Source organism: Methylohalomonas lacus (genome assembly GCF_024808875.1).
GTDB lineage: Bacteria > Pseudomonadota > Gammaproteobacteria > Methylohalomonadales > Methylohalomonadaceae > Methylohalomonas > Methylohalomonas lacus.
In genome coordinates this window covers 143339-164295 of the sequence record NZ_JANUCT010000001.1, presented here as the reverse complement: position 1 = coordinate 164295, position 20957 = coordinate 143339, and the positions used below count along the sequence as shown (strand labels likewise).

At 58.3% G+C, this 20957-nt stretch carries 21 protein-coding genes; 6 read left to right on the top strand and 15 right to left on the bottom strand.

What is annotated here, in order from left to right; all coding sequences use genetic code 11:
* Window positions 1–7: 7 nt before the first annotated feature.
* Window positions 8–952 carry an alpha/beta fold hydrolase gene (locus J2T55_RS00810; protein ID WP_259053565.1) on the bottom strand — a complete coding sequence of 315 codons (945 nt, stop codon included), beginning with the start codon at window positions 950–952 and terminating at the stop codon, window positions 8–10.
* Between the two features lie 127 nt (window positions 953–1079).
* On the opposite strand from J2T55_RS00810, the gene J2T55_RS00805 reads away from it, so the two are divergent.
* A complete protein-coding gene (locus J2T55_RS00805) occupies window positions 1080–1505 on the top strand; it encodes an RDD family protein (protein ID WP_259053563.1) in 426 nt (141 codons plus the stop codon).
* A gap of 69 nt (window positions 1506–1574) precedes the next feature.
* Here J2T55_RS00805 and lptG read toward each other — a convergent pair whose 3' ends face one another.
* Window positions 1575–2639, bottom strand: coding sequence for an LPS export ABC transporter permease LptG (gene lptG, locus J2T55_RS00800; protein ID WP_259053561.1), 1065 nt, complete (start codon window positions 2637–2639; stop codon window positions 1575–1577).
* Window positions 2639–3772, bottom strand: coding sequence for an LPS export ABC transporter permease LptF (gene lptF / locus J2T55_RS00795; protein WP_259053559.1), 1134 nt, complete (start codon window positions 3770–3772; stop codon window positions 2639–2641). Before lptF ends, lptG begins: the two co-directional genes overlap by 1 nt.
* A 134-nt stretch (window positions 3773–3906) precedes the next feature.
* On the opposite strand from lptF, the gene J2T55_RS00790 reads away from it, so the two are divergent.
* The 5 genes from J2T55_RS00790 to cysE all read left to right on the top strand — a co-directional run bounded on the left by J2T55_RS00790 (window position 3907) and on the right by cysE (window position 10317).
* Window positions 3907–5406: a leucyl aminopeptidase gene (locus tag J2T55_RS00790; RefSeq protein WP_259053555.1), complete on the top strand. Its 1500-nt coding sequence runs from the start codon at window positions 3907–3909 to the stop codon at window positions 5404–5406.
* A gap of 196 nt (window positions 5407–5602) precedes the next feature.
* Window positions 5603–6049 carry a DNA polymerase III subunit chi gene (locus J2T55_RS00785; RefSeq protein WP_259053553.1) on the top strand — a complete coding sequence of 149 codons (447 nt, stop codon included), beginning with the start codon at window positions 5603–5605 and terminating at the stop codon, window positions 6047–6049.
* 45 nt (window positions 6050–6094) lie between these two features.
* A complete protein-coding gene (locus J2T55_RS00780) occupies window positions 6095–6514 on the top strand; it encodes a hypothetical protein (protein ID WP_259053551.1) in 420 nt (139 codons plus the stop codon).
* Window positions 6515–6626: 112 nt separating this feature from the next.
* Window positions 6627–9428: a valine--tRNA ligase gene (locus J2T55_RS00775; RefSeq protein WP_259053549.1), complete on the top strand. Its 2802-nt coding sequence runs from the start codon at window positions 6627–6629 to the stop codon at window positions 9426–9428.
* Between the two features lie 157 nt (window positions 9429–9585).
* Window positions 9586–10317 carry a serine O-acetyltransferase gene (gene cysE / locus J2T55_RS00770; RefSeq protein WP_259053547.1) on the top strand — a complete coding sequence of 244 codons (732 nt, stop codon included), beginning with the start codon at window positions 9586–9588 and terminating at the stop codon, window positions 10315–10317.
* Window positions 10318–10323: 6 nt separating this feature from the next.
* Here cysE and J2T55_RS00765 read toward each other — a convergent pair whose 3' ends face one another.
* From J2T55_RS00765 to J2T55_RS00710, 12 genes are all read right to left on the bottom strand, one after another.
* Window positions 10324–10989, bottom strand: a complete 666-nt coding sequence (locus J2T55_RS00765; protein ID WP_259053545.1) for a response regulator transcription factor — start codon at window positions 10987–10989, stop codon at window positions 10324–10326.
* Window positions 10986–12359: an ATP-binding protein gene (locus J2T55_RS00760; RefSeq protein ID WP_259053544.1), complete on the bottom strand. Its 1374-nt coding sequence runs from the start codon at window positions 12357–12359 to the stop codon at window positions 10986–10988. The genes J2T55_RS00765 and J2T55_RS00760 overlap by 4 nt, the downstream gene beginning before the upstream one ends.
* A gap of 236 nt (window positions 12360–12595) precedes the next feature.
* Complete coding sequence (locus tag J2T55_RS00755) at window positions 12596–13372, bottom strand: quinoprotein dehydrogenase-associated SoxYZ-like carrier (RefSeq protein ID WP_259053542.1); 777 nt, start codon at window positions 13370–13372, stop codon at window positions 12596–12598.
* A gap of 82 nt (window positions 13373–13454) precedes the next feature.
* The gene (locus J2T55_RS00750; protein WP_259053540.1) at window positions 13455–14405 is read right to left on the bottom strand and encodes a YncE family protein; all 951 of its coding nucleotides are present in this window, start codon (window positions 14403–14405) and stop codon (window positions 13455–13457) included.
* Window positions 14406–14428: 23 nt separating this feature from the next.
* Window positions 14429–14962, bottom strand: coding sequence for an SRPBCC family protein (locus J2T55_RS00745; RefSeq protein ID WP_259053537.1), 534 nt, complete (start codon window positions 14960–14962; stop codon window positions 14429–14431).
* Window positions 14955–15971, bottom strand: coding sequence for a vWA domain-containing protein (locus tag J2T55_RS00740; protein ID WP_259053536.1), 1017 nt, complete (start codon window positions 15969–15971; stop codon window positions 14955–14957). Before J2T55_RS00740 ends, J2T55_RS00745 begins: the two co-directional genes overlap by 8 nt.
* Window positions 15971–16543 (bottom strand): hypothetical protein, encoded by a 573-nt coding sequence (locus J2T55_RS00735; RefSeq protein ID WP_259053534.1) that lies wholly within the window; start codon window positions 16541–16543, stop codon window positions 15971–15973. The genes J2T55_RS00740 and J2T55_RS00735 overlap by 1 nt, the downstream gene beginning before the upstream one ends.
* On the bottom strand, window positions 16531–17526 hold the full coding sequence (locus tag J2T55_RS00730; protein ID WP_259053531.1) for a vWA domain-containing protein: 996 nt from the start codon (window positions 17524–17526) through the stop codon (window positions 16531–16533). Before J2T55_RS00730 ends, J2T55_RS00735 begins: the two co-directional genes overlap by 13 nt.
* On the bottom strand, window positions 17523–18434 hold the full coding sequence (locus J2T55_RS00725; protein ID WP_259053529.1) for a hypothetical protein: 912 nt from the start codon (window positions 18432–18434) through the stop codon (window positions 17523–17525). The genes J2T55_RS00730 and J2T55_RS00725 overlap by 4 nt, the downstream gene beginning before the upstream one ends.
* 2 nt (window positions 18435–18436) lie before the next feature.
* A complete protein-coding gene (locus J2T55_RS00720; protein WP_259053526.1) occupies window positions 18437–19354 on the bottom strand; it encodes a DUF58 domain-containing protein in 918 nt (305 codons plus the stop codon).
* A gap of 21 nt (window positions 19355–19375) precedes the next feature.
* Complete coding sequence (locus J2T55_RS00715) at window positions 19376–20416, bottom strand: AAA family ATPase (protein WP_259053525.1); 1041 nt, start codon at window positions 20414–20416, stop codon at window positions 19376–19378.
* Between the two features lie 95 nt (window positions 20417–20511).
* A complete protein-coding gene (locus J2T55_RS00710) occupies window positions 20512–20772 on the bottom strand; it encodes a methanol dehydrogenase [cytochrome c] subunit (RefSeq protein ID WP_259053740.1) in 261 nt (86 codons plus the stop codon).
* Window positions 20773–20957 lie beyond the last annotated feature (185 nt).

Sequence of the window (20957 nt, the reverse complement as noted above, 5' to 3'; positions counted from 1 at the left end):
CTTTTTTTCAGGGTCCGTCGTGCCGGGCATAAGTGTCCTTATTATCGATGCGGTTGAGCAGCGTGTTGATGGCATTGACGACCAGCCCGGGTTCGTCCATGTGAATCGAATGCCCCGAATGCTCGGCGATCAGGTGCACGGCATCGGCGTCCAGCCCGGCCAGCTCGTCCTGCAACGCCATCCAGGTAAATTCCATCGCATCGCCGTAAGCCGTGTGCGGCCAAACCCGCAGGCCGCGGGTCAATACCAGTAACGGGACATCCGGCAATTCGCCGGCCTGGCGCACCTGTTCGGCGCTGCGCGGGAAGTGCTCCATTTCCTCGTGCACGGTCATGGCCGTCTTCCAGGTGGTAATCAGCTGGTAAGCCAGTGCCACGTACGGTTCCGGGTAATTCGGGTGCAGCCGCAACTGCCGCAACAACGCCACACGACGTCCGCCTGGTGCCGGCCGGCGCGGCTGCCTGTACTGCGGCAGGCGTTGCACCTGCTCCGGGTGCGAGGCCTCAATCAGTACCATGCCGGCCACCTTGTCGGGATTACTGCGGGCATAGTGCTGCACGGAATAACCGCCGAACGAGTGGCCGACCAGAATATAGGGCGGCCGTACGGTCGCCGCCGCCAGCAACCGCTGCAGCTCGTTGCTGATGCGGGCCGTCGTCCGCGGCAAAGGTCCCATGTCGCTCCAGCCGTAACCGGCGCGATCGTAGGCACAGACACGCGTATGCGCCGACAATGCCCGCTGGACCGGCAACCACTCCAGGGAAAAGCCACCCACGCCGGCGTCGAGGATGATCGTCGGCGTCCCCCGGCCCTGGCAGTGGATATGCAGCTTGTAACCGCCGACATCCAGCCGCTGGCCCGGCGGCGCGTCGACGGCATAGCGCGGCTGCCCGGCCAGGGCCATGGCGGGCAGCAGCAGGCACAGGCCTGACAGGACAAGCTTTCTGAACATGTCCAGCATCATCGTCTCGCCAACTTGCGGTATAGTTGTAGTGGCTGCAGTTATCTGTGTGACCTGTCACGGGACGGATGATTTCAAGCCGTCACAAGATAAATCCAACCACCACGAAACGCTCACTATGCTGCCCGACAGAGCAAGCCTGAAAATGCTGGCACGGCAACTCGCGGCCATGGTCTACGACGGCCTGTTGCTGGTCGGTGTCCTGTTTGTCGCCAGCCTGCCCGTTACCCTGCTCAGCGGCGGCGCAATTCCTGCCGGTGCCCCGGCTTTCCAGCTTTACCTGCTCGGCATCATCTTTCTCTACCTGGCCTGGCAATGGACCCGCGGCGGCCAGACCCTGGGCATGAAGGCCTGGCGCCTGCGGCTGGTCAGTAATGACGCTAACGGTCTGAACTGGGCGCGCGCGTTGTTGCGATTTCTGGCGGCCCTGCTGTCGCTGGCCGCTTGCGGACTGGGTTACGCCTGGCTGCTCGTCGACCGTGAGCGCCTGACCTGGCACGACCGGCTATCGGCAACGCGCCTGGAGCGCACGCCCGATCCGTAACCGGGTCGGCTCAAGACCGCTTGCCACGGCAGGCGCCGCACCACTCTCCGGCCCCATTCATGGCGGGTATCAATGACTACGGCGTATCAACCACAGCGTCACCACGAAGATGACGACGCTGGGCAACGCCGCACTGAAGACAGGGGACAGCTTGAAGACCACGCCCAAGTGTGACATCGCCTGATTGACGATATGAAACAGGATGCCGATCAGCGTACCAATGAATATGCGCTGGCCGATCGCGCCGGAGCGCGCCTCGGCCTTGACCAGCGGCACGGCCAGTGCGATCAGCACGAGAATCGAGAACGGATAGACGATCTTGCTCCATAATGCCTGGCGGTAACGTAACGTGTTCTGGTTGTTGGCGGCCAGGTAGTCGATATATTCACGCAGGTCGAACAGTCCCAGGTGCTCCGGTTTGACTACCACCAGGTTGATGACGTCCGGATTGAGCTGCGTGTCCCAGTCGGCTGATTCAATCGCCTTCTGGCGCACCTTCTCGCGATCGATGACCGTCTGTTGCAGGTCGAACAGCCGCCATTCGCCATCGCGATAATGCGCACGTTCGGCATGTGTGCTAAAACGCAGGCGATTGCTGCCATCGAACTCGTAAATATAGATATCGCGGAACTCGTCATCCGGTAGCAGCGTACGGATGTTGATATAGCTGTTGCCGTCGCGGACCCAGAAACCATAACGCGACTCGGTCGAGATCTGCTCCGACAGCGCCACCGAGCGACGTTTCTGCGCAGCCTGTTCGGCCGGCGGTGCGACGATCTCGGCGAGCATGACGGCAACAACGGCCAGCACCAGACCGCCTTTCAGCAGGCCGTACAGGACCCGGTTCCGCGACACGCCGGCGGCGCGGATGACCGTCAGTTCGCTGTTGCGCGCGAACAGTCCGAGCGTGGTCATCGCGCCGATGACCGCGGCGATGGGAAACAGTTCGGCCACTGTGCGCGGCATGGTCAGGGCGACGTACTCGAACGCGTTATAGACGCCAAAGGCGCCGCGACCGGTATCCTCGAGCTGATCGATAAGCGAGAAAAACGCGAACAACAACATCAGTACAAACAGCACCAGCGCGGTGGTGCGGATCAGCATGGTGCCCAGGTAACGATCGATAATAACCATCAGTGCCTGACCCTGAAGCGTGGCCGCCAGCCGCGCAAATACGGCAGACCGACCAGTAACAAGATGACGCCCGCCATCAGGCCGTGCACCCACCACAGGCCCAGCCAGGGCGGCAACACCTCGCGCACGACCATGGTCTTGGAGATGCTCAGAAGATTGCTATAGAGGAAATAGAACAGCATGGCGATGAAAATGCTCAGGTACTGTTTCTGTTTCACGAACACGCGGTTGAGCATGACCGCCAGCAGCGCCAGCAGAAAAGCACCGATCATCACCGCCAGCCGCCACTGCAGCTCGGCGTACTTGCCGGCATCCCGATTGCGCAACAGCTCGAGTGTGGAGCGCGCTTCCAGATCCAGCGACGTCGGCACGGCCTGTGACCGGCTCAGCAGGACCGAGTAGGTGGCATAGTCGGTGATCTCGTAATCAAGCTGGCCGGGGCGGCCGACGTAACGATGACCGTCCGCGAAGACGATGTAGCGCGTACCGACGGTCGGTTCGTAATCAAAACGCGCCTGGTCCGAACTCAATACACCGAGCTGGCCCTCCTGGCGCACCTGCAGGAACACGTCGGTCATGGCATTGCCGTCCGGCGTCAGGCCCTCGATGTAGACAATGCGCTCACCGTCGCCGAATTCGCGGAACTGACCGGCGCTCAGGCCGGAAATATCGGCTTCCTGCTGGGCGCGCACCTCCAGCGACTGGATCGTCGCCTCGGCCCAGGGCGCCAGGTAAAACACCACCAGCGCCAGCGGCATGGCGAACAGCGCCGTGAAGCGGGTCGCCACGCGCAGCTGGAAACGCAGGCCCAGCCCGGCCGCGCCCATGATGGTCAGCTCCGAGTCGCGCAACAGTCGGCCGTAGGCGAGCAGGATGGCCAGATACAGCGATACCGGCAGCAGCGTCGGCATGTTGGCCAGCAACTTCAGCCCCAGCATCTGGAAAATCAGCTCGCCGGCCAGCTTGCCGGCGGCGGCGTCGGCCAGGTAGTCGACGAAGCGGTGACTCATCAGGATCAGGAACAATAAGCCCGCCAGCCAGACCAAATAGCGAAATATTTCCTGCTGAATGTAGCGTTCGATGATCACGACGGTGCGGCAATTATTCCTGTGTACGAGCGGCTGTGGCAGCAAAGCGGTTTTTTGCGTCGGCTAGAGTAAAGGAATAAACTTGCAAAAACCAACGCATATCCGGCCTTGAACGACTAAGCACCCTTAAATGACAGTTTTTCCCGGTGCCGGCGGAGCCGTCTAACCAGAGAATTATTATGGAATTTACGATCAAAAGCGGTAATCCGGAGAAGCAGCGCAGCGCCTGCATCGTGGTCGGTGTTTTCGAGCCCCGGCGCCTGTCATCAGCGGCACGTACCATCGACCAGGCCAGTGAACGGTTTCTTTCCAACCTGGTACGTCGCGGCGATATCGAGGGCAAACTTGGTCAGACCCTGTTATTGCACAATGTTCCCGGCACACTCGCCGACCGGGTCCTGCTCATCGGCTGTGGCAAAGAGCGCGAGCTTGGCGAGACCCAGTATCGCCGCATCATCGCCACCATGGCGCACAGCCTCAACGACACCGGCTCCATGGAGGCGGTCTGCTACCTGCCGGAGATCAACGTCAAGGGCCGCGATGTCCGCTGGAAGGTACAGCAGGCCGTACTGACTGTACGCGATTCACTGTATCGCTTCGAACAGCTCAAGAGCAAAAAGGAAAGTGCCCGCCGGCCGTTGCGCAAGGTCGTGCTGGGCGTGCCCACGCGTCGCGACCTGACCGCCGGCGAGGAAGCCGTCGAAGTCGGCCAGGCGATTGCCGACGGCGTGCAGACCGCCAAGGAACTTGCCAACCTGCCGCCCAACATCTGCAACCCGACCTATCTTGCTGACCAGGCGCTTGAGCTGGCGAAAAAATACAAGTCCGTTGACGTCAAGGTGCTCGACGAGGCGGCCATGGAAGAGCTTGGCATGGGATCATTGCTGTCGGTGGCCCAGGGCAGCGAGCAACCGGCCCGGCTGATCGTCATGGAATACCGGGGTGGCCGCAAGGACGAAAAACCGGTGGCCTTCGTCGGCAAGGGCGTGACCTTCGACACCGGCGGCATCTCGATCAAGCCGGCCAGCGGCATGGACGAAATGAAATACGACATGTGCGGTGCCGCCAGCGTCTTCGGCGCCATGACCGCTGTCGCCGAACTCAACCTGCCGATCAATTTTATCGGCCTGGTGCCGACGGTGGAGAACATGCCCGGCAGCAAGGCCACCCGCCCCGGCGATATTTACACGAGCATGTCCGGCCAGACCATCGAGGTCCTGAATACCGATGCCGAGGGCCGGCTGATCCTGTGCGACGCCCTCACCTACTGCGAGCAGTACGAGCCGGAATCGGTGGTCGACATCGCCACCCTGACCGGCGCCTGCGTGGTTGCACTGGGCAAGCATGCCAGCGGCCTGTTCGCCAACCACCAGGCACTGGCCAATGACCTGCTGGTCGCCGGCCGCACCATTGGCGATCCGGCCTGGCAGCTGCCGATGTGGGACGAGTACCAGCAGGCCCTGGACAGCCCGTTCGCCGATATGGCCAACGTCGGCGGCGGCCGCGACGGTGGTGCCATAACCGCCGCCTGCTTCCTGTCGCGCTTTGCCAAGAAATTCCACTGGGCCCACCTGGACATCGCCGGCACCGCCTGGCTGACCGGCAAGGAAAAGGGCGCCACTGGCCGGCCGGTACCACTGCTGGTGCAGTACCTGCTGGATCGTATCAATGAGAGATGAACCGCGAATGCACGCGAATTAACGCCAATGGGCCAACCGTGATGGCATTATGCGAATATCCGGCCGCCCGTGAACACTGAAAATATAAGGAGTCACCGTGCATCGACCCGGCTATGACACATTCAGACCAGCTGGCTCTAGCATCAGCAGTTCCAGGATTTGCGTTCATTTGCGTTCATTTGCGGACTGACGTTTTATGGCAAGAGTCGACTTCTATATTTTGCCGGAGAGCGGCGGCCAGTCGCGCAAGCAGTTCGCCTGCGCATTGACCGCGAAAGCCTGGAAGGCCGGCCACCGGGTCTGCCTGCTGGCCGCTGATCGCGACCGCGCCACCGAATTCGACGAGCTGCTGTGGACCTTCCGTGATATAAGCTTCGTGCCCCACGCGCTGGTCGACAGCGATGCCGTCGGCGAAGTCCCGGTCCTGATTGGCTGGGGCGACCCCGCCGCCATCCAGAACGGCATTACCGACGTCGATGTGCTGGTGAACCTCGGTGATGACATGCCACCTGCGGTCGGCAAATTTGATAGAATCGCGGAAATCGTCGGTGGTAATGCCGACGAGCGGCAAGCGGCCCGCCAGCGCTATCGAACCTATCGCGACCAGGGCCACGAACTGCACAATCACAGCATCGACGCCTGATACCGATGCGACCGTGATGGTCCAGCCACAAGCGCGAGCCTATAAATGAGTCAATCTGATCGCCAGCCCCAGCGTCCGGACAGCAGCGATGCCGACCTGGGCGATGCCATCCGCCAGCTGGAAACGCTGCTCGACTCGCAGGCCGATGACGGCAGCCCGGCGAGCGAAAAACTGCCATTGCTTGATGACATCGTTGCAGACGACGACAGCGAACCAGCCGCGGACGATCATGCTGCCGCGCCGTCCGCAGTGCCAGCGGCAGCTGGGCCGGACCCGCAGCAGATTCGGCAGTTGCTGGACCAGCTCGCAGAGCAACTGGAGACCGAACTGGAGACCGTGGTCGGCATGCTCAAATACAGCGTACTGACCGAATTCCGCAACGAGCTGGCCGCCGCACTGAAGCTCGACCCGCAACAACTCGACAGCGCCGATCAGGACAGCAACGATGATTCTGCCGTCCGCTGACCAGGCGCTGACGCCATTCGTTACCCGCTGTTGTCCCATCAGCGGGTAAGTACTGAAACCACCTGTATGCCACTGCCGGACATTGGCCGGCGATCTGACCGATAGAAAGACCATGGACAAGACTTACGACCCGAAAGCGATCGAAACGCGCTGGTATGACTACTGGGAAAGTGCCGGTTATTTCCGGCCCCAGCACATGGATGACAGCGCCGAACCGTTCTGCATCATGCTGCCGCCACCGAACGTCACTGGCACGCTGCATATGGGTCACGCCTTCAACAACACCATCATGGATAGCCTGACCCGTTACCACCGCATGCGTGGCTATAACACACTGTGGCAACCGGGCACCGATCACGCCGGCATCGCCACGCAGATGGTGGTCGAACGCCAGCTGCAGGGCGAAAACAAATCGCGTCACGATCTCGGTCGCGAGAAGTTCATCGAGCGGGTCTGGGAATGGAAGCAGGAATCCGGCAATACGATCACCACCCAGCTGCGACGCCTGGGCTCATCGCTGGACTGGTCGCGCGAACGCTTTACGCTCAACGAGGATCTGTCCGCCGCCGTACAGAAGGTATTCATTGATCTGTACAACGAGGGACTCATCTATCGCGGCAAGCGTCTGGTCAACTGGGACCCGGTGCTGCATACCGCCATTTCCGATCTGGAAGTGCTCAGTGAAGAGGAACAGGGTCAGCTGTGGCACATGAAATACCCGCTGGCCGACGGCAGTGGCCACGTCATCGTCGCCACCACCCGGCCGGAGACACTGCTCGGTGACGCCGCGGTGGCCGTACACCCGGATGACGAACGCTATCAATCGATCATCGGCCAGTCGATCAGACTGCCGTTGACCGATCGCACGATCCCGGTCATTGCCGACAACTATGTCGATCCCGAGTTCGGCAGCGGCTGCGTCAAGATTACGCCGGCGCATGACTTCAACGACTACGAGGTCTGGAACCGGCACAGTCATGAAGCGGCAATCCAGGCGCTGGACAACGGCGGCCTGATCAACATCTTCACCATCGATGCGGCAATGAACGACAGCGTACCGGAGCAATACCGGGGCCTCGATCGGTTCGAGGCGCGCAAGCGCATTGTTGCCGATCTGGAAACGGCCGGCCTGCTGGAAAAAACCGAGGCGCACAAGCTGATGGTGCCGCGCGGTGACCGTTCCAATGCCGTCGTCGAGCCTTACCTGACCAATCAGTGGTACGTGAAAGTCGCGCCACTGGCCGAGCCGGCGATCCAGGCCGTCGAGGACGGCCGTATCCGCTTTGTGCCGGAGAACTGGAGCAAGACCTACTTCGAGTGGATGCGCAATATTCAGGACTGGTGCATCAGCCGCCAGCTGTGGTGGGGCCATCGCATTCCGGCCTGGTACGACGCCGAGGAAAACATCTATGTCGGCGAGTCCGAGCAGGCGGTGCGCGCCCAGTACAAGCTCGGTGATGACATAAGTCTGCGCCGCGACGAGGATGTGCTCGACACCTGGTTCTCGTCGGCGCTGTGGCCGATGTCGACGCTGGGCTGGCCGCAGGACACGCCCGAGTTCAGAACCTTCTACCCGACCAGCGTGCTGGTAACCGGCTTCGACATCATCTTCTTCTGGGTCGCGCGCATGATCATGATGGGACTGAAATTCACCGGCGAGGTACCGTTCCGCGAGGTCTACATCCACGGCCTGGTGCGCGACTCCGAGGGCCAGAAGATGTCGAAGTCCAAGGGTAACGTGCTCGATCCGATTGATCTAATCGACGGCATCGACATCGACACACTGGTCAAAAAACGCACCAGCGGTCTCATGCAGCTGCAACAGGCCGACAAGATCGAGAAGCAGACCCGCAAGCACTTCCCCGACGGCATCAACGCCTACGGCACTGACTCGCTGCGTTTCACTTTTGCCTCACTGGCCGGTCCGGGTCGTGACATCAAGTTCGACATTGGCCGCATCGAGGGCTATCGCAACTACTGCAACAAGCTCTGGAACGCGTCGCGCTATGTCATGATGAGTATCGAGGATCAGGATACCGGTCTCGATGAATCCAGTCCGGTCGAACTCGGTCTGGCCGAACACTGGATTATTGCCCGGCTGCAGCAGACCGAGCGTGAGGTTGCCCAGCAGCTCGAACACTACCGCTTCGATCTTGCCGCCCAGGCAATCTACGAATTTACCTGGGACGAGTACTGCGACTGGTACCTGGAACTGTCGAAGGTGACCCTGACCGGCGACAGCAGTGCGGCGGCACAGCGCGGCACCCGGCGGACTCTGGTGCGGGTGCTCGAAGCCCTGTTGCGCCTGGCACATCCGATCATTCCGTACATCACCGAGGAACTGTGGCAACGCGTCGCCCCCTACGCCGGCATAAAGGACGGCGAAACCATCATGCTGCAACCGTATCCGCAGGCCGATGAAAGCCGTATCGACGCGACGGTGCTGGCGGCGGTCGAATGGGTCAAGGCCTTCATTCTCGGTGTCCGGCGCATTCGGGCGGAATTCAATATCGCCCCCGGAAAACCATTACCGGTGCGATTCACCGGCGGCAACGCGCAGGAGCAGTCCTGGCTCGATGAATACCGTCCCTACCTGACCAGTCTGGCGAAGATTGAATCGCTGGAACCCTGGAACGAGTCGGACGAAGCCGCAACGGCGCTGGCCGGTGACATGACCATCGCCATTCCGCTGGCCGGGCTGATCGATCCGCAGGCCGAACTGGCGCGGCTGCAGAAAGAACTGGACAAGTACCGCAATGATCGCCAGCGTATCAGTGCCAAGCTCGAAAACAGCAGCTTCGTCGACAAGGCGCCGGCTGCGGTGGTCGACAAGGAACGGCAACGCTGCAATGAAATCGAAGCCGCGATCGTCAAACTCGAACAGCAGTACGAACGTATTGAAAGCCTAAATTGAATAGTCCGCAAATAAACGCCAATCAACGCGAATACGATATGCCAATACTACGATGTTGGCATTGATATCAGGATTTTGCTCGGCATCTATTTATCAGGTATCCATATTATTTGCGTACATTCGCGTTCATTCGCGGATTCATTCAAGGTAAGACGCCATGTTCAAATGGTTTAAAGAGGAAATTCAGGTCGTTTTCGAGCGCGACCCGGCCGCGCGTTCGGTTCTGGAAACGATTTTTACCTGCCCCGGTTTCCAGGCCATAGTCATGCATCGCTTCAATCACTGGTTGTGGAAAAAGAAGCTGCGTCTGCTGGCACGCATATTTGCGCACCTGGCGCGGTTCTTGACCGGCGTGGAGATTCATCCCGGCGCAGTAATCGGTAAACGCTTCTTCATCGATCACGGCATGGGTATCGTCATCGGCGAGACATCAGAGATCGGCGACGAGTGCTCGATTTACCATGGCGTCACGCTCGGTGGCACGACCTGGCAGAAGGGCAAGCGCCACCCGACCCTGCGGAATAACGTCGTCGTTGGTGCCGGTGCCAAGATACTCGGCCCGGTTACCCTCGGTGAGGGCGCGCGCGTTGGCTCCAACGCCGTCGTCGTCAAGGACGTGCCGCCCGGCGCCACCGTCGTCGGTATTCCCGGTCGCGTGGTGGTGAAAAAGGAAATGCAGGCGCATCGCGCGGAAATGGCCAAGAAAATCGGCTTCGACGCCTACGGTGCCAGTCAGGATATGCCCGACCCGGTTGCCAATGCACTGGACCGGCTGCTTGATCATATGCACAAGGTCGAACAGCGGCTCGAGCAACTGGAACATCCCGACGAGGAAAACCGGCCTGCGCAGGAGGATTCGGGCCAGGACCAGGATACGGACAAGCCCTAATCGGGACTATGATTGCGCTTTCTGTCTACCGTCGGGGTGGCTACTGACGATATTGCGCAATACTGCCAGTCGGCTGAGTGCATTAATCGAGGTAACGTTCAGACGCGACTTCAGGCGTGTACATATACGGCAAACCGTCCTGTAGCTGATGCCGGTAATCGATACGATCTCGCGCAATGTTTTGCCCTGCCCAAGCAGATCCATGATCATGGTATCCCGCTTGTCGCCCTGCGAACCGGGAATATCCAGATTGATGAAAAGCACGTCCTGAACAAGGTTCGGATCGAGAAACGGTTTGCCTCTGGCCACCTGCCTGATCGCACTGATCAGATGCGGTACAGCGCTATTTTTGGTTATATAGCCGGACGCACCGAGCTCAATGGCACGGGCTGCGAGCGCCGCATTATCGTACATCGAGAACATTAATATTTTAGCACCCGGATATTCCTTGAGCAGCATCGCCAGCAGTTCCAGTCCGCCCGTTTCAGGCAGGTTGATATCAAGCAGCACCACATCCGGCTGTTCCTGTTCATACAAGGTCAACGTGGCGGACGGCGATTCGGCTTCAATAAGCCGCAGGTCGCCGGCCGACTTGAACAGGCTTCGGCAACCTTCTCTTACAACGGGGTGATCGTCGACAATCAACACATTCAGTTCTTCTGACTGGCTCATAACACACCTTCCGTTTGCACTGGCGCCTGGTCCGTAAGCAACGGGATTTCCGCCCGCAGCAGGAGACCACCGCCCGTAATATGATCGTATTCCAGAACGCCACCCAGTGCTGACAGTCGCTCACGCATACCGGATAGTCCAAACCCGTAACCGCCCGTTGCCTCGGCCAGTCCCTTGCCATTATCGCTTATTGTGACCAGGAGCATTTCCCGCTCGGCCACGTGCTGCAGACTTGTTTCAATCCTGCTGGCACCTGAGTGCCTGCCTGCATTGGTCAAGCCTTCCTGCACGAAACGGTAGACGGTAACGTTCACCATGTCCGGCAGGGGTTCCGGCAACTTATCCATATACAGCAGCCACTCGACGTTCGGATACAACCGGCGCCAGCGATTGACCATGTCCTCCAGGGCACCTTTCAGTCCGAGTTCGTCCAGGGCCTGGGGACGCAGCCGCTTGTACAGGCTCTGCATTTGTGTCTGCAATACTTCCACGCTTTCTGCAATAGAACGCACCATGTTCTGCGCCGCCGGCTGACTTGCTGTAGCGAGCATATCGGACAAGGCGGCTGCATCTGCCCGCAGACGGAAAATCTGCGGTGACAGTTCATCATGTATTTCCCGGGCAAGCCCGCGCCAGTCATTCTCCTGCATTTCAACCACTCGTCCGGCCAGACGCCGGCGTTCGGCAATATTGGACTGCAACACCTCGGCCATGTGATTAAATCCATCCTGCAACTTCGCCAATTCGCGCGGCGCGGAACTCGCAATACGGGTCTCAAAATATCCACGCTCCAGACGCACAAAAGCATCCTGTAAAGCTTGCAGTGGTTTCAGTCCACGCCAGATGGCCAGATAAATCAGAAAGCACGTCAGAAACGTGGCAACGGCAGCAATACCGACGAGCAGCTTGAAGTCCTTCCATATCTCATCGATTTCATCGCCGGGATTGGGACGTATAGTGACGTAGTCCGTATTTCTGCCGACTTCTATGGGCAGGCGATAGGTCGGCACCGAGTCCTCAGGACGCAACAGGTTATAAAACCATTGCGGTGCGTCCTGGGGTGGCTCGATATGCGTCAGCTTGACCGGCTGGCTGTCGAGCATGACATCCACGTGCCGCAGGGACTGCAGACCCTGCAGAACGTCCCGCACCGGCAGGAACCCGCGGGGATCGGCGGCATGCAGTGTGCCATCCACCAGCAGGCTGGCGAGCCCGACGCCGGCCTCCATTTCTTCTTCCACGGCCCCGCGCGCCACGTAAAGCAGGACAACGCTACCTGCCACTAGCATCAGCAGCATGACTGCAACTATCAGCAATAATGAACGCAGGCGTAGCGACAATCGCTGGCGATAAGGATAATTTACCGTCATACGGCACGTTGCAGGCTCACATTACAAAGGGCAGTTTCATCGCCTGGAACAGTCACAGAATCTGGAATGCACCCCAGCCGAAGGCCATGACTGTTCAGGCAGGCTGAATGGTCTAAAGTATCAGTACAATACATCTCCTATACAGGGCATTTTTCCCTCTTCTCACTTCCAATCATGCCCGTCTGTCTGGCAGGCATATCCTATTTCATACCTATTTGAATGCCGGTCCATACCTGTTAAAGAGGAACCGGAAAATGATTCGCGTACTGTCCCTGCCTGGTATCACTGGCCTGAACCGTCAGGGCGCCTACCCCCTGTGGCCGGAAATGGAAACGCAGCACCGGGTCCCGGCTCAGCGCAAAGGTCAGTTGGGCTTTCAGTACCGTTCTGCCGGCGTAGCTGATGAGCAGCTCATTCAGAAAATAGGCCGGGGGCCGGTTGCGTGTCTCTACATCAATACTCAGGCCGGTAATATTCGGATGCCGGACCATCAACTGGACGGGCACAGGTGCGCCCAGTGTCGGATCCGCCAGGAATTTCAGCTTCATCTCCCCGCGCCTGTCCATGGATTCCTGCGCACCGGGACCGGGCGCCGCCGAGCAGCCGCCACCGGCACTGCGCATGAAGGTTTTATCCATGTACAGTTCACCATCATTCGTCTCGACCACAACCCGAACGAAGCTGGCATCATCAACCCGGACTTTCAGCGCCAGATCCGCCCGCCCGCTTTGCGGCGTCAGTTCGAATCGGCCTACCAGCGGCAATGGGTTGCGATCGATAAACAGCCACATCCTACGAATTGAAAATTCATCGCTCTGTGCCCGAACTGCATGTACAGACACCGGCACTGCCGTCGGATCCTCCACCCACTCCGGTGCCTGAATCCGTATGATATCGTGCGCCCTATCTAGAATGACGGCACGGCCTGAAAAATTATCCGGTTTCAGGCTGTCGCTCCAGACTCTTTCCGAGGCCGCGCGCCGGCCATCATCAGTCTCGGCCAATACGGACATACAGGCCAATAGACCTACAAGTAACAGAAAATGGCGGACGTCCATCACCAATTCGGAAGAACTGGTTCTGTAACCGCAATGCTCATGACCCTGCTTCATCCTGGTGCGGCACGGGTACAATTGTCCGGCAACCGGGATCACAGGCAATACGGCGCAGTTCCTCGTAGGTCTCAAGATCGATCAAGGACAGCGTCTCGTCGAACCAGTTGGCCACCCAGGCTCGCTGCCCATTACTGGCTACGGCAACACCTTCCGGGTCACGACCCACTTCAATCCCGGCGAGCTTTTCCAGGTCGCGATCCGGCGCCAGTATCGACAGCATGTCATCGCCCTGGCTGGTCACCAGCAGGCGTTGCTCATCCGGCGTCAACGCCAGTGCGTAAGGAGCGTGGCCCACTTCGCCATGGCCGCTGACCGCGTGACTGGACGTATCAATCGTCAGCACTTCATTGCCGCCCGGGTCAGCCACGTACAGCCTGCCCCCACTGGCCGACAGTTGCAGGGCGTAGGGCGCCCTGCCGGCCTCGATTGTGGCAAACAGTTCCGGTGTATCCGCAGACAATACCGTAATCGTGCCGCTGTCACGGTTGGCCACATACAGACGGCGGTTCCGCTCGTCCACGGCGATGCCAGTCGGTGCATCACCGGTCGCCAGCAGATCGATAACCGCACCACGCTGCGGATCGACAAACACCAGGGCATTGCGTTGCCAGTCGGTCACTAGCAGCAACCGCCGGTGCGTACCTTCATCCACGGCGATGCCGAACGGCATGCCACCAACATCAATGCTGCGCAGCACTTGCCGCTGGGCGGTATCGATGACGCTGACCTGACCCTGCTCCGGATGGGTGACATAAGCCCTGCTGCCATCGCCTGAAAACGCCAGACCTACGGGACCTGGCGGGACCGCGATGGTCTCCTGTCTTTCGCCGGTACGTTCATCAATAACTATGACTGTAGCGGCCGCCTGATTGATCACATACAACTCGTCTGCATTCACCAGCATACTGGCCAACAACAGGCTGATGAACATGATTGCTTGCCGATAACTGTGCCTCATGTATCGGACTCAACCCGTTTTTTCAATCCCTGGAGTCCACTTTGAAAAAACTCGGTTAATGCATCGATTGCCGCCTGGTCGTTCAGATCCTCGGGCGGAAAGTTACCGGTATCCCCACGATAAAAACGGGCCGACCAGCTGACTTTAGTGCCGCCGTCCGTAGCGGTCAGCTGCATATCGGCTGAATAGAAACTGACCGGCAGCGCTTCCAGATTTTCTCTCAGCAGCCGGTAGGCCAGATGATGCTGTTCAGGCTCATACTGATCGAGGCTTTCGCCAACCACCTCATCATTTTCCAGTGTCAAGTCGCGTTCGCTGGCGCCCGCCTGCTCATGTTCGCCACTGGGAACCGATTTTTTGACCGTAGGATGCCAACCTTCAATCTCGCCAAACTTGCCTACGACTGCCCAGACAGCATCCGGCGATGCATCTATCACAATGGTTTCCTCGATTTTCTGCGGTGTCGGGCCGTGGCCATGAGCAACCAGCGGCAGGAACAATACCAGAGTGGCCAACAGTTTTTTATTCATGCAAATACCTCTTGATTATGGTGTATGAAATCAACAACGCCGCAATATGGCGGAACCAGACAGCCACGTAGAGTGCAAGTACGGCGGCAAGTGCCAGCATTGCCGGAATAAAATGGATACGAACCGGCCGTTCGACACGCCTGGCCGTGACTTGCTCCTGTATGTCGGTTGCGAGCTGGGCAGGTGTTTCCAGACGTATATAATCCAGACCACTTTGCCCAGCCAGTTCAAGCAGATAACTTTCCTTCAGACTGGATAGATGCTCGTTACCACTGGTGTCACGATTTCCCCAGGGCGCATTACGCGGATGATAGCCTTCAATTGATTCGGGATCCTCGGGCAATCCGAAACTGGTCACCTGGGTAACATCATCCGCACCGTAATAACCAATCATTTCGCCTTCCTGGTTATGCTTGGGAATTCGGCTCAACTCATCGCCGCCCACGCCGATAACGAGGCCGCCAGGCTGCCATTCGCCCTGGTTCTGAAAGTCTTTCAGATCGGGCATGTAATTCGGGTTTGGCGGTGGCGCCTCATGACCGTCCGTAATGAACAACAGGTCTGCATTCAACATCTCGCGGACGGACAGATCGCGCATCAGTTCCAGTGTGTTATACAGCCCCTGCATGATGTTGCTGTCGGCGGCCCACGCCATGCGCCAGTCTATATGGTCAATCGTTTCCGCTAACGGTGCATAGTTGTCACAGACTTCTACCGGCATTAACAGTACGGCTGCACGTCGCTCAGTGAACAGGGAAACGCCAAGACGTGAGCCGCAGGGCAATGTTCGTGACATTTCCTTCAACGTACGGCGCACTGTTTCCAGTCGGCTTATATCAAGATCACCAAGCCGGTAATCGCGCGTGTTCATGCTGCGCGTGATATCGACAACCGCCATGAAGCTGTAAACCGGCTGCTCCAGTTCATAATGCGGATCGGTTATGGCAACAGCCAGCAGCACGACTGCCAGCAACAGACAAACCAGACGCCAGCCACGCAACCTGTTCATTACGGCATCCCGTAAGGTGACCCGGACATGTCCGAATAGACATCCTCGCGCTCGACAGCCTCGGGATCTTCACCACCTTCACCCAATGGCAGGTCCGGCACAATATGATGGGCCAGTTCCAGGTTGTAGCGCGCATCCCAGTATTCCGGATCCAGCCGCAACGCATCCCGCAGTTGCGCCTTGGCAAGCTGCCCCCGGGTGCGGGCCTGATCAACGTTGATATCTTCCGCTTCTGCCAATGCATCGCGCAGGTAGATGTTGCCCAGATTGTAGTGGGCAGCAATGCGTATCTTCTCTGCAACACCCGTCGAACCGGCGAGTAATCGATATTCCGCCACGGCCAGTTCTTCCTCGCCCAGTTCATTCAAACGCCAGGCATAGGCCAGGCGTTCTTCATGCGACAGATCCTCCGGTGCCGGCTCACGTATCGATGACTGCATGATGCGTTCGACGTTGCTGTTAATGCGGTAGGCGTTAAGGACCGGTACTGCATCCACAATAACGGCAACGAGCAGCAGCATACTGCAGGCTCCGAGCCAGAGACTGGCTGATTTCAGGGTTACGCCTGCCATGCACGCACCTCCATGAGTTTTGCCGACAACAACAGCAACAGCGCCCCCAGGGCCAGCGCATAACACAGATGGGCAAGGTTTACCCGCGGCACCTTTTCCTGGATCACAAGTGGCTCGTTTTCCAGTCTCGCAATCTGCAGGATGGCTTGTTCCAGTGCCTGCGGATTTTCCGCTTCGTAGGCACTGTAGGGAACGCCCAGGGTCTGAAAAAACTTGTGCAGGTGGCGTTCGGGCATAGCCTCCGGAGTGTCTTCCTGCTCATTCTCGGGCTCATCGAATGGTCCGCGATCACCGCTGGTGCGCAGGAACACCCAATAAAGGCGTACACCCAGTTCAGGGAAATACTGTCGCAGTTTCTCCTGGGTACGAAAGTCAATCGTGGCGGCACCGTCGGATACCAGGACAATGGCACGGGAACCTGTCATCGGGAGATCGCGATAATAGGACAGGGCCAGACTCAGACCATCACCGACATTGGTATAGGCCAGGCCCGGTGTCGCCAGGGTATCTATCGCCGCCTGTGTGGCCTGGCGCCGATCCGTCAGCGGCAACACATATAAAGGGGTGGTACTGAATGCGGCCACGCCAAACAGGTCATGCTCGCGTTTCTGCATGAATTCACTTAACAAACGCCGGGCGGCTTCCGCTTTCGATTCCTCGTCACCATCCGCGCGCCGCCCGGCAAACGTGTTGTCCATACTTTTGCTGCGATCCAGCAAGAGAACCAGATGGGCCCCGGTGCCCACACGCGGTATGCTGTGTTCCACGCGATGCAGATCCGCGATGCCGAGCAACGTTGCCAGAATCGCGGCCGAACCTGCCACCGCCAGGCCAATCTGCAGAGCTCGCGACAGGCTATCGGCCGGCAATGCAGCAACACAGGAATGGTCACGGCTGTCCAGGGGCATCTGCAGCCATGGCAACGCGACAAGGGGCAACAACAGCAATACCCATGGATAACTAACGCCCAGATTCAGTGTCATTTCAGGGCCCGGGCACAGTCACGGCACAGATGCTTAAGCTCAGCGAAACCCATCCTGTCCGACGCATTATCTGCTAGTGCAGGATCGGCAAAAAATAGCTTGCGCGACTGCTGATAGAAATTTTCAATACGTTGCCGCAGCCCCTCCAGGCCAGGCTGTTTCTGAAACAGACGGTCCAGCGTGTCTGCAAACACGGACTCGCCGGCGACTTCATTGAATGCGCGGTGCACGCAGCGAACGCCCTCATACATGGAATCGGTATCGCCATGCCGAGCCAGACGACGCAACTGTACAAGGGCGCGTCGAAACGGCTGGCGTGAACCACGCAACCAGATTGAACGGCCTGTTGCCGTGGCAGCCAGTACGAGACCGGTCGCCAACCATATGAACAGACGCTGTCTGTGGCTGCTCGCAGTGCGTAATAGCGGTGCGGCATCCTCGCGCATGTAGACGCCGGACTCGCTGAAACGTGCACCCATGGTTTCCAGTATCGGTGATATCGTGAATTCCCAGGCCGGCAGTTTCAGGCTCCTGGTTTGCGTCTCACTGGCCAGCTTGATCTCCAGCTCTGGCAGTTCCAATGCCCTTACATCAAGCGGCGCATAGAAAACCTGGTAGTCCAGTAAAATGACATACTTCTGACCTCCGGCAGACTCCTCGACACTGACGGACTGCAATTCCAGCCAGTAATCCAGTGCCCCGGTCCTCGGCAGCGCCTCCCTGACCAGAGCGAAATTCTCATCGGTGCGCACCACAATTCGGTGCCTGATGACATCGCCCATCTGATAGCCGAATGGTTTGGGGGCGAAACGCTGTATGGATGGCTCGGCGGCCATAACAACCGCACCTGGCAGGAAGAGCAGCAGCCATAACAGACTGTAATACCACCTTGTATGAATCAGCTGCATGGCTATCCCCGGGCCAGAAAGTATTCGGTTAGTTGCCGGGGATCATAATGCCCCTCGAAAAAAACCGGCTCATGACCATGGCTTACAAAAGTTCTGTGCAGCTGGCTGCGACGACCATGCTGTGCTTTTGTCAGACGAGCTCTGAGGCCGGGACGGGCCAGCAGCAGACGACGCTGGCCACTTTCAAGGTCCCGTATTGCAACCAGGCCAAATGTGGCAGCCGGGACATACTCGTGCGCGCTCCATGAAACCAACGGCACTACAATGTGTCCGGACAGGCGTCCCAGGACTTCATGAAGCAAATCATTCGGCCAGTGAAAATCACTGACGAGGAAAATCAATGAGGTCCGCGCCGGCACGCGTTGCACGGCTGCCAGCATGCCGCGCGCATGGTTGCCAGCTGGCGCTGCATGATACAGCTGTCCGGCAATCTGCCAGGGCAAGCCCGAGCGCCGGGTGGGAGGTATCAGAAGCTCCTGACGCAGTATCGTATCGGCGGCGTAAAAGGCGAATGCATCGCCGGTTCGAAAGGCAGACAGGGCTATAGAGGCAGCAATTTCAGTCAGCAATCGTAATTTACCGCCAGTGCCGCCAAAACTCATGGAAGCAGTCAGATCGGCAAGGAGACAGACTGTGAGCGTGCTGCGCTGATTATAAATCCTGACCTGCAACTGCTGTAGCGGATCGCGCAGACTGGCGCGCAAATCCAGACGTCTGGGGTCCGGTTGGCGCAGCAAACTACCATATTCACGAAACTGATCGCCGGACCCAATCTGTATACTGCGATGGAACCCGGGGCGCAAACCAGACGCCGGCTGTCTGATGCGATAATGAAATTCTTCCGGTTCGACGCTGGCATAATTATTGTCGAAATGCCGGTTACTGGAATACCGGGGCCATGCCGGATTATTCGACGCCACTCTAAACTCCCGTCCCGTTTATCAGGGTGCGGCGACAGTCTTGACTACAGCATCAATCAGCTGAACAGCCAGGGTTTCACGTCGATACTCGTATATCGGATTAAAGAATACGCGATGTGCCATAAGCTCCTGAAAAAGAACCTGCAGATCCTCGGGCACAACCATATCCCGGCCGCTTAGCCAGGCATGTACCCGTGCTGCCCGCATGAGTGCACTCATGCCGCGTGGACTACCGCCGCCGATGACCAGATTAGATGTATCGACATCCTCCAGCTCAATACCATAATCCTGCGGCCGACGTAGGGCACGAACCAGGCCAAGCGCATAATCCTGCAGGGCCGGAGCGACATGGATGCTCTGCTGGATATGCTCGGCAATAGAGTTCAGTTGCTGATACGGGACAACGGCTTCGGGTACGGAGTTAACGAGTGCATCAGCATCATGGAAACGAACGTCAAACATGAGTGCCTTTTGAAGGTCCTCGTCGGCGGGGGATTCGATGTTGATTTCCATCAGGAAACGATCCCGGGCAGCGGCCGGCAATTCGAATGTTTCCTCCTTCTCGACACGGTTGCGATCGGCGAACACCTGCAAATGGGGGAAATGGTATTCCCTATTGAAACCATTAACGCTGCGCTCTGCCATTGCCCGAAGCAACAGCGAATGTACCTGTGGTCGTGCGCGGTTGACTTCATTGAAGAAAAACGTGACCAGCTCCTCGCTATGGCGCAGCAATGGGCCCGGATCAACACAGGGCTTGCCGTCTGAACTAATGTATGTATGGTAGACAAGATCGGTTGGCATCAGATCGACCGTGCCTTCTATACGCTCATAGGCGCCACCGACAGCACGGGCGACACACCGCAGCAGGGTTGTCTTGCCAACACCGACATCGCCCTCCAGAAGAACATGGCCGCGCGCAAAAATGGCCACGGTTGCCATGCGTACGGCATGCTCCTGACCAATCACCGCTGCATTGACGGCACTCTCCAACGATAGTGCCTGTTCGCGCCAGTCGCCAAGGCGGGATTGCAGGGCGTCAGAAGCCACGGATTCGTTCACTTCACTTCTCCAACGGATTACATAATCCGTTCTGTAAATCATTATTAATCAAGCCCCGGCCGATGACCGGGGCTTGATGTCATACGGTGAAAACCTCATTCAAGTTTTGAAATGTCATAAACCCATTCGCCGGTTTTCTTGAAGTGCTCGGCACGCTTGGCATTACGGCGCTCCATTGCCTGGATAGCTTTCTGCTGCTTGCCGAGTTCTTCCTTGCTGTGCTTGGGATCGTACTTTGTGCCCTCAATCTTTTCCGGGAAACCCGGCTTGGGCTGCCAGCAATCACCCGGCGCATCACAATTAGTACCATCATAGGCCGTCACAGCCGCGCTGAATGACGCAATCGACAGTCCCATGACGCCACATGCAGCAATAATTTTCATCTTGTTGACCATACGCTTAAGTCCTCCTGTTAACTCCCGTTGTTATAAAAATACCAGCCGGACTCGCCGACTTCTTGTAGACCGACACAGCGCATGATGTGTGGGGGCTTTCATCAAAAGACAGTTACTTCATCAATCACCTGTGTACTGTCACCTGC